The 7,564-nt window shown below is 68.5% G+C and carries 8 protein-coding genes; 5 read left to right on the forward strand and 3 right to left on the reverse strand.

Annotated elements, in window-relative coordinates:
• Nucleotides 1-169: 169 nt before the first annotated feature.
• A complete protein-coding gene (locus ABZ260_RS42320) occupies nt 170-493 on the reverse strand; it encodes a hypothetical protein (RefSeq protein WP_355629089.1) in 324 nt (107 codons plus the stop codon).
• Nucleotides 490-729 carry a hypothetical protein gene (locus tag ABZ260_RS42325; protein ID WP_355629091.1) on the reverse strand — a complete coding sequence of 80 codons (240 nt, stop codon included), beginning with the start codon at nt 727-729 and terminating at the stop codon, nt 490-492. The genes ABZ260_RS42320 and ABZ260_RS42325 overlap by 4 nt, the downstream gene beginning before the upstream one ends.
• 313 nt (nt 730-1,042) lie before the next feature.
• Here ABZ260_RS42325 and ABZ260_RS42330 point away from each other — a divergent pair, with 313 nt between their 5' ends.
• The 5 genes from ABZ260_RS42330 to ABZ260_RS42350 all read left to right on the forward strand — a co-directional run bounded on the left by ABZ260_RS42330 (nt 1,043) and on the right by ABZ260_RS42350 (nt 7,089).
• Nucleotides 1,043-2,296 carry a helix-turn-helix transcriptional regulator gene (locus ABZ260_RS42330; RefSeq protein WP_355629094.1) on the forward strand — a complete coding sequence of 418 codons (1,254 nt, stop codon included), beginning with the start codon at nt 1,043-1,045 and terminating at the stop codon, nt 2,294-2,296.
• Between the two features lie 17 nt (nt 2,297-2,313).
• On the forward strand, nt 2,314-2,940 hold the full coding sequence (locus ABZ260_RS42335; RefSeq protein ID WP_355629097.1) for a 2'-5' RNA ligase family protein: 627 nt from the start codon (nt 2,314-2,316) through the stop codon (nt 2,938-2,940).
• A 243-nt stretch (nt 2,941-3,183) separates the two neighbouring features.
• A complete protein-coding gene (locus tag ABZ260_RS42340; protein ID WP_355562910.1) occupies nt 3,184-3,531 on the forward strand; it encodes a bifunctional 3-phenylpropionate/cinnamic acid dioxygenase ferredoxin subunit in 348 nt (115 codons plus the stop codon).
• A gap of 67 nt (nt 3,532-3,598) precedes the next feature.
• Nucleotides 3,599-4,729, forward strand: coding sequence for an aromatic ring-hydroxylating dioxygenase subunit alpha (locus ABZ260_RS42345; RefSeq protein ID WP_355629100.1), 1,131 nt, complete (start codon nt 3,599-3,601; stop codon nt 4,727-4,729).
• A 71-nt stretch (nt 4,730-4,800) separates the two neighbouring features.
• Entirely contained in the window at nt 4,801-7,089 is a 2,289-nt protein-coding gene (locus ABZ260_RS42350; protein ID WP_355629103.1) for an FdhF/YdeP family oxidoreductase, read from the forward strand.
• Here the strand turns inward: ABZ260_RS42350 and ABZ260_RS42355 are convergent.
• Nucleotides 7,055-7,564, reverse strand: a 510-nt coding sequence (locus ABZ260_RS42355) for an IclR family transcriptional regulator (protein WP_355629106.1), incomplete at its 5' end; no start/stop codon positions are given. The two genes, ABZ260_RS42350 and ABZ260_RS42355, sit on opposite strands and share 35 nt — an antisense overlap.

Consider the following 7,564-nt stretch of genomic DNA (forward strand, 5'->3'; position numbering starts at 1 on the left):
GCCGGGATGTCGAAGGGAGGTCGCACCGCAATTTGGTAGCGCTAACATGGCGCCTCTCCCATGAGATGCGCGATGTTCACCGTACGGGGTGCCTTCTTCACACCCGTTCGGTACGTCTTCGACGGCACGACGGTCTGGGCCAGGGAAGGGATGGGGCCGCCGTGCCTGTTCAGGGGCGGCTGCTGCTGGCCGGGGTGGGGGCGAGTGCCCAGCGTTGGGTGATCGCGGTCATCTCGGCCTCGCGCATCTGGGTCTTGAGACTGTCGATGGTCCGGTCGCAGATGATCACAGGCTCGGGAGTGGGCCAGGTGGCGATGGCGTGGAAGAGACGGCTGCCGGTGCCGTACAGCACGGCCCAGCCGGGACAGGTGATCTCCAGCATGGCGGCCTCGGAGCGGGCCTCGTGGTCCCAGGTGTAGTGGGGTACGGAGGTGCTGGGGGTCAGGCCGTCGCGGTGGCGTCCGCGTGCGGCGGCCAGGCAGCGGCGGATCATGAGATCACCTGCCCGGCGGCCCGCTGCCGCGCCTCCCGTGCGATGGCCTCCTGCCGGTCGGTCTCGGCGCGCAGGGCCTCAAGGCTGTCGGCGTCGACCGTCCGTTCGGCCCCGGCGTGAAACGCCAGGGCGCAGAAGGGTCTCTCCCGGCTGGCCCACAGCCGACCGGCGTCACTGAGGATCAGCCGCCAGCCGGGGATGGTGAGCTCGGAGCCGGCGGATTTGGCATCGTTCACTGATTGGACCTCCGTCTGATCAGGGGCCTGTCCGATCGTTGATAGCGATGGACGGGCCTGCTTCATAGGGTGGGCAGGGACGTAGGGGGTGTGCCGTACGAAGACGAGATGATCGCTGCGCTGCGCGGGGCACAGGCGGCCGTTCGTCCGGAGCGGGACGCGGTCCGGGGCGGCTTGGCGCGGGCGGATCGGTTGGGGCGGTCGTGCGTGTGGTTTTTCATGGGAGACCATGAGAACGCTCTGTGACCGAGGTGTGACAGGGGATAGCTTGGATGTGGGCGGATATCCCCCGGGTCTCCTCTGAGGTGTGCGTATGAACGATCTTCCGGTGTGGGCCGTCCGGTTGCGTGGTGAGCGGCGGTCGCGTGACTGGTCCCTGAAGGACATGGCCCGGCATCTGGTCGACGCGGCGGGTGACCACAGCCGGGATCACCTGCCGACTCGGGAGTCGTTGATCCGCATGATCCGCTCCTGGGAAGCGGGTAAACATCGGCCGAGCGAGCCCTATCCTCAGCTGTTCGCACGGGCCTTCGGGGTTGATGAGGCTGATCTCTTCGGCGAGCCGGACGCTCACCCGCGCGAGTTGTCGTCCCTCTCCGATGAAGCGATCGATCTCGCCGCCTGGATCGAGAAGACCAACGTCGGGAACAGTACGATCACCATGCTTGATGAGGCGACACACTGCCTCGCCGAGCACCACACCCGGATTCCCCCACGGCGGATGCTCGCCGACGTCACCCGCGTTCATCGGCAAACGCGGGCTCTGCTGCGTGGCGGTAAGCAGCGGCTGCATCAGACCCGCGAACTGCTGCGAATCGACGCCGACCTCCTGGCGCACGCCTGCATCCTCCTCGGTGATCTCCATGACGACGAGGCCGCCATCGTCAACGGCATGACAGCGGTTCTGTGCGCAGACGAAGCCGACAGCAACATGGCCTCAGCGCTGAGCGCGCAGGCGAAGACGGAGCGGTGGCGCCGCCGATATGCGGTCTCTGCGGACGTGGCGCGGAGAGGCTTCGACTGCAGCCCGCCGACGCCAGTGCGGACTCTGCTCGCCGGTCAGGAGGCCAACGCCGCCGGGCTGCTCGGTGATTTCGGTCGAGCCCGGGAGGCGTTGCGGCGGGCCGAGGATGCGGCCGCAACAGTGGCCGCCGACTCGGGATTGTCCCCGTGGTCATGCCCCCGTCCTCGACAGACCTTGTTCATGTTGTCGGTGGCCCTGCGAGCAGGTGACCCGGAGGAGGCATTACGAGCTGCGGAGATGGCGGATGCCGCATGGGCTTCAGGGGAGCCCTACGTGTTCGGGACATGGGCACAGATCAGGTTCGGCGCGGCCAACGCCTACGTGATGATGGGCGATCTTCACGGCGCGGCCGGCCAGATCGCGCCTGTGATGTCCATGCCACCGGAGCTCCGTATGGCCACCGTCACCTACTACCCGACGGAGATGGATGCTCGCTTGCAAGATCGGCGCTTCTACGGATCTGAAATAGCAGCTAGCCTGCGAGAGCAGATCCGGGAGTTCAACTCCGCCGCTCTGTCCGCAGTTGTCGAGGGGGATGTCTGAGCCCGCTGCCGGAACGCATGGTCAACCGCTGGGAGAAGCGGCAGATGCTGCCTTCAGGACAGGGGCAGCTCTATTGGCATGTTCTGCTCCGGGAACATCCCGAGGTATGTGCCGTCGTGCGGGAGGCTCATGAACGGCTCAAGGGTCTCCCCGGCCTGGACCTGGTCGCGCCGGAGTTTCTTCACCTGACCACACTCATCGCGGGGTTCTCCCACGAGATCACTGGCGACCAGATGGACGTGATGGTGCAGGAGGCCGGAAAGCTGCTCGCGAAGACATCGCCGATCACCGTGACCCTCGGGCGCGTGCTGTACCACCCCGAAGCCATCGTGCTGGAGGTACGGCCCGCCGAGCGCCTCTTACCGATGCTCGAAGCGGTACGGGCGGCAACCCGTGCGGCTACCGGCCGAGATGGTGTGCTCGCCCATGAGCCTTGGACGCCACATGTCACGGTGGCATACAGCGCCGCGAACGGACCGGCGGCTCCGATCATCGCGGCGCTAGGGCGGCGGCTGCCGGAGCGTGAGATCACGATAGGCAGCGTCAGTCTTGTTGTTCAGGATGGCCCCGAAACCTCGTGGGACTGGCGCCCCGTCGCCGAGGTGCCGTTCGGCGCGGATTGCCGTCAGGTCTTGCCTGAGTAACAGGGTTTCTCCAGCTAATCCTCGCAAGTGATTACGCCCTCTCCGAGAGAGAATCAGAGCAGGGAACACATCATCACGGCATACACCGCGCGGACCGCGACCGCTGACCTGAGCGGCGGTGACGGGTATACCCATCGACCTCTGCGTGACCATGGGCAAGACCCTTGACAGTGGGATTTCCGGAGGTCACGCTGTTGCGTATAGCGCTGCTTGTTCTGCTTTACGAAACCGGGGTTTGTTGCGATGATCCCTGTCTGCCCCCTCGCGGCCCTTCCTCCGGGTGAGGCCCATCGGCTCGACGTCGACCCGCCCATCGCGGTCTTCCACACCGAGGACGGCGAGATCTACGCCGTGGACGACACCTGCACCCACCAGGACGCCTCGCTCTCCGACGGGTGGCTGGAGGGGTGTGAGATCGAGTGCCCCCTGCACGCCTCCAGCTTCGACCTGCGGACGGGACGTCCGACCACCCTTCCCGCCAAGCTGCCGCTGCGCACCCACCGGGTGGTGGTCTCCGACGACACCGTCTACGTGGTGCCCTCCGAGGAGCCGCCGAACCTGCCGCCCGGCGTGCGCGCGGGTACGGCATGACGCCGGCGCGCGCCCTCCCCGTCAACGGCCGCCCCGACCCGTCAACATGGCAGACCAGGGAGCGATCGTGACCGCGAGAAGCCTGCCGCCCAGCGTGATCGCCACCCTGCCCGGCGGCTACTACACCGACGAGAACGTCTTCGCCCTGGAGCAGGCCCGCGTCTTCGAGTCGATGTGGTTCTGCGTCGCCCGCGCCTCCGAGCTGGGAAAGCCGGGGGCCTTCAGAACCGTCCAGGTGGGCCGGGAGAGCGTCCTGGTCACCCGGGCCAGGGACGGCTCGATCCGGGCCTTTCTCAACGTGTGCCGCCACCGCGGCGCCCGGATCCGCACCGAGGAGTCCGGCGAGGTCAAGCGGGCCTTCCAGTGCCCGTACCACGCCTGGACCTACGACCTCGAGGGCAGGCTGATCGCCGCGCCCAACCTGACGAAGATGCCCGACCTCGACCGGGTCGAGTACGGGCTGGTCAACGTGGCCGTGCGCGAGTGGATCGGGTACGTGTGGGTCTGCCTGGCCGACGAGCCGCCGTCGTTCGAGGCGGACGTGATCGGCGAGGCGACGGCTCGGCTGGGCGACGAGCGGGCCATCGAGAGCTACGACATCGCCAACCTGGCGGTGGGCCGCAGGATCGTCTACGACGTGCGGGCGAACTGGAAGCTCATCGTGGAGAACTTCATGGAGTGCTACCACTGCGCCACCATCCACCCCGAGCTCACCGAGGTGCTGCCGGAGTTCGCCGACGGCTACGCGGCGCAGTCCTTCGTCGGGCACGGGGCGGAGTTCGGCGAGGAGGTCCAGGGGTTCACCGTCGACGGCTCGGCGGGGGTGGACCGCATCCCCGGAGTCGGCGAGGAGCAGGACCGCCGCTACTACGCGATCACCATCAAGCCGCAGGTCTTCGTCAACCTGGTGCCCGACCACGTGATCCTGCACCGGATGTTCCCGCTGGCGGCCGACCGGACGATCGTGGAGTGCGACTGGCTCTTCCTCAAGGACGTCGTGGACGCGGGCACCGATCTCGGCCCGTCCGTGGAGCTCTTCCACCGGGTCAACGAGCAGGACTTCGCGGCCTGTGAGAGGTGCCAGCCCGCGATGAACTCCCGCGCGTACGCCCGGGGCGGGGTCCTGGTGCCCAGCGAGCACCACATCGGTGCCTTCCACGACTGGGTGATCGGCAAGCTGGGGACCGGGTCCGGCTGACGGCTGGTAGGCGCCTATAGTGTGCCCGACCCGCAATTCACGGGGTCAGGGTGAGGGAAGGAGACGCGAGGATGGCCAGGAAGGCTCCGCGCGACGACGTCAACGAGGACGGCATTGAGATCGGGCCTCCCAAGGAGTGGGCAGCGGGCATACCCGGGGTGACCCGATCGCTACTGACCGCCAACGCCCAGATGGGTGTCGGCCGCACCCTTCTCACCCTGGCCGGGGTCAACCAGAAGGAGGGCTTCGACTGCCCGGGCTGCGCCTGGCCCGAGGGCGAGCACCGCAGCCCGTTCGAGTTCTGCGAGAACGGCGCGAAGGCGGTGGCCGAGGAGGCCACCGTCCGCAGGGTCACCCGTGACTTCTTCGCCCGGCACACCGTCGACGACCTGGCCGGGCACACCGAATACTGGCTGGGCCAGCAGGGGCGGCTCACCGAGCCGATGCACAAGCCCGAGGGCTCCGCCCACTACGTGCCGGTGAGCTGGGATGACGCGTTCTCCCTGATCGCGCGGGAGCTGCGCGCGCTGGACAGCCCGGACGAGGCGCTCTTCTACACCTCGGGGCGCACCTCGAACGAGGCCGCGTTCGCCTACCAGCTCCTGGTGCGCAGGTTCGGCACCAACAACCTGCCCGACTGCTCCAACATGTGCCACGAGTCCAGCGGCTCGGCGCTCAACGAGACCCTGGGCATCGGCAAGGGCACGGTCTCGCTGGAGGACCTGTACCGGGCCGACCTGATCTTCGTGGTCGGTCAGAACCCCGGCACCAACCACCCGCGCATGCTCTCGGCGTTGGAACGGGCCAAGCGTGAAGGCGCCCGGATCGTCGCGGTCAACCCGCTGCCCGAGGCCGGACTGCTCCGCTTCAAGAACCCGCAGCGGCCGTCGGGGTTGGTGGGCAAGGGTACGACGCTGTCCGATCGGTTCCTGCAGATCCGGCTCAACGGTGACCTCGCGCTCTTCAAGGCGATGTCGCTGCTGCTGCTCGAAGCCGAGGAGGCCGCCCCCGGCACCGTGATCGACCGCGACTTCGTCGAGGCGCACACCCACGGCTTCGGCGAATGGGCCGAGGACCTGCGTTCCCTGGACTGGGCGGAGGTCGAGGAGGCGACCGGGCTGGACCGCCCGGCCATCGAGGAGGCCGTACGGGAGGTGCTGGGCGCGAAGTCGGTGATCGTGTGCTGGGCGATGGGGCTCACCCAGCACAAGAACTCCGTCGCCACCATCAGGGAGGTCGTCAACTTCCTGCTGCTCCGTGGCAACGTGGGCCGCGCGGGCGCGGGGGTCTGCCCGGTCAGGGGCCACTCCAACGTCCAGGGCGACCGCACGATGGGCATCTACGAGAAACCGCCGGCCCGGTTCCTGGACGCGCTGCGCGACGAGTTCGGCTTCGAGCCGCCCCGCGAGCACGGCTTCGACACCGTGGAGGCGATCAGGGCGCTCCGCTCCGGGCAGGCGAAGGTCTTCATCGCGATGGGCGGCAACTTCGTGTCCGCCACCCCCGACACGGCGGCGACCGAGGAGGCGATGCGCCGGGCCAGGCTGACGGTGCAGGTCTCCACCAAGTTGAACCGCTCGCACGCCGTGTGCGGGCGCGAGGCGCTCATCCTCCCCACGCTGGGACGCACCGAACACGACGGCGATCGTTTCGTCACGGTCGAGGACTCCATGGGCATGGTGCACGCCTCGCGGGGCAAGCTGCGGCCCGCCTCCGACGACCTGCTCTCCGAGGTGGAGATCGTCTGCCGGCTGGCCGTGGAGCTGTTCGGCGACGACCCGCACGTGCCGTGGCAGGAGTTCGCGGCCGACTACGACGCGATCCGCGACCGCGTCTCCCGGGTGGTGCCCGGATTCGACGACTTCAACGTCCGGGTCCGCGCTCCCGGCGGCTTCGCGCTGCCCAACGCGCCCCGCGACGAGCGCCGCTTCCCGACCGCGACGGGCAAGGCCAACTTCACGGTCAACGACCTGGAGGTGTTGCGGGTGCCGCCGGGGCGGCTGCTGCTCCAGACGGTCCGCAGCCACGACCAGTACAACACCACGATCTACGGCATGGACGACCGCTACCGGGGCGTGCGCAACGGCCGCAGGGTGGTCTTCGTGCACGCCGACGACCTGGCCGAGCGGGATCTGGCAGACGGGGACATGGTGGACCTGGTCAGCGAGTGGCCCGACGGGGAGCGCAGGGCGGAGTCCTTCCGCGCGGTCGCCTACCCGACCGCGCGCGGCTGCTGCGCCGCGTACTTCCCGGAGACCAACGTGCTCGTGCCCCTCGACTCGGTGGCGGAGACCTCCAACACCCCCACCTCCAAGAGCGTGGTGGTCAGGCTCGTCCGGCGTACCCCAGGCGATGGCTGATGTCGCGGGCGCCGGCGATCACGAGCGGTGCCAGCTCGTGCAGCCGGTCCTCGCCGAAGCGGTACGCGGGGCCTGACGCGCTGACCGCGGCGACGATCTCGCCGTCGTAGGAGCGGATGGGCGCGGCGATGGCGTTCAGGCCGATCTCGTACTCCTCGACGGTGACCGCGTAACCCCGCTCGCGGGCCTGGAGAAGCTGTTTCTCCAGGGCGGCGGCGGAGGTGATCGTGCTCGGGGTGTAGCGCTCCAGGCCGGCCGCGGTGACCAGCCGGGTCCGGTGCGCCTCGTCGAGGTAGGCCAGCAGGACCTTCCCGCTGGAGGTGGCGTGCAGCGGGGTGAGCTGGCCGACCCAGTTGTGCGTGGTGACCGCCGCGGGCCCGCGTACCTGGTCCAGGTTGACCGCGTAGTGGGAGCGCAGCACCGGACTGCGAGACCGTCTTCTCCATGGACGAGGGCGCGGTCTGCGGTTGTGGCT

Source organism: Streptosporangium sp. NPDC006013 (assembly GCF_040614275.1).
Classification (GTDB): domain Bacteria; phylum Actinomycetota; class Actinomycetes; order Streptosporangiales; family Streptosporangiaceae; genus Streptosporangium.

Bases quoted from the DNA above. Each gene is read 5' to 3' on its own strand.
- ABZ260_RS42320 (WP_355629089.1), bottom strand. From the start codon at position 493: ATGATCCGCCGCTGCCTGGCCGCCGCACGCGGACGCCACCGCGACGGC.
- ABZ260_RS42330 (WP_355629094.1), top strand. From the start codon at position 1,043: ATGAACGATCTTCCGGTGTGGGCCGTCCGGTTGCGTGGTGAGCGGCGG.
- ABZ260_RS42335 (WP_355629097.1), top strand. From the start codon at position 2,314: ATGGTCAACCGCTGGGAGAAGCGGCAGATGCTGCCTTCAGGACAGGGG.
- ABZ260_RS42340 (WP_355562910.1), top strand. From the start codon at position 3,184: ATGATCCCTGTCTGCCCCCTCGCGGCCCTTCCTCCGGGTGAGGCCCAT.
- ABZ260_RS42350 (WP_355629103.1), top strand. From the start codon at position 4,801: ATGGCCAGGAAGGCTCCGCGCGACGACGTCAACGAGGACGGCATTGAG.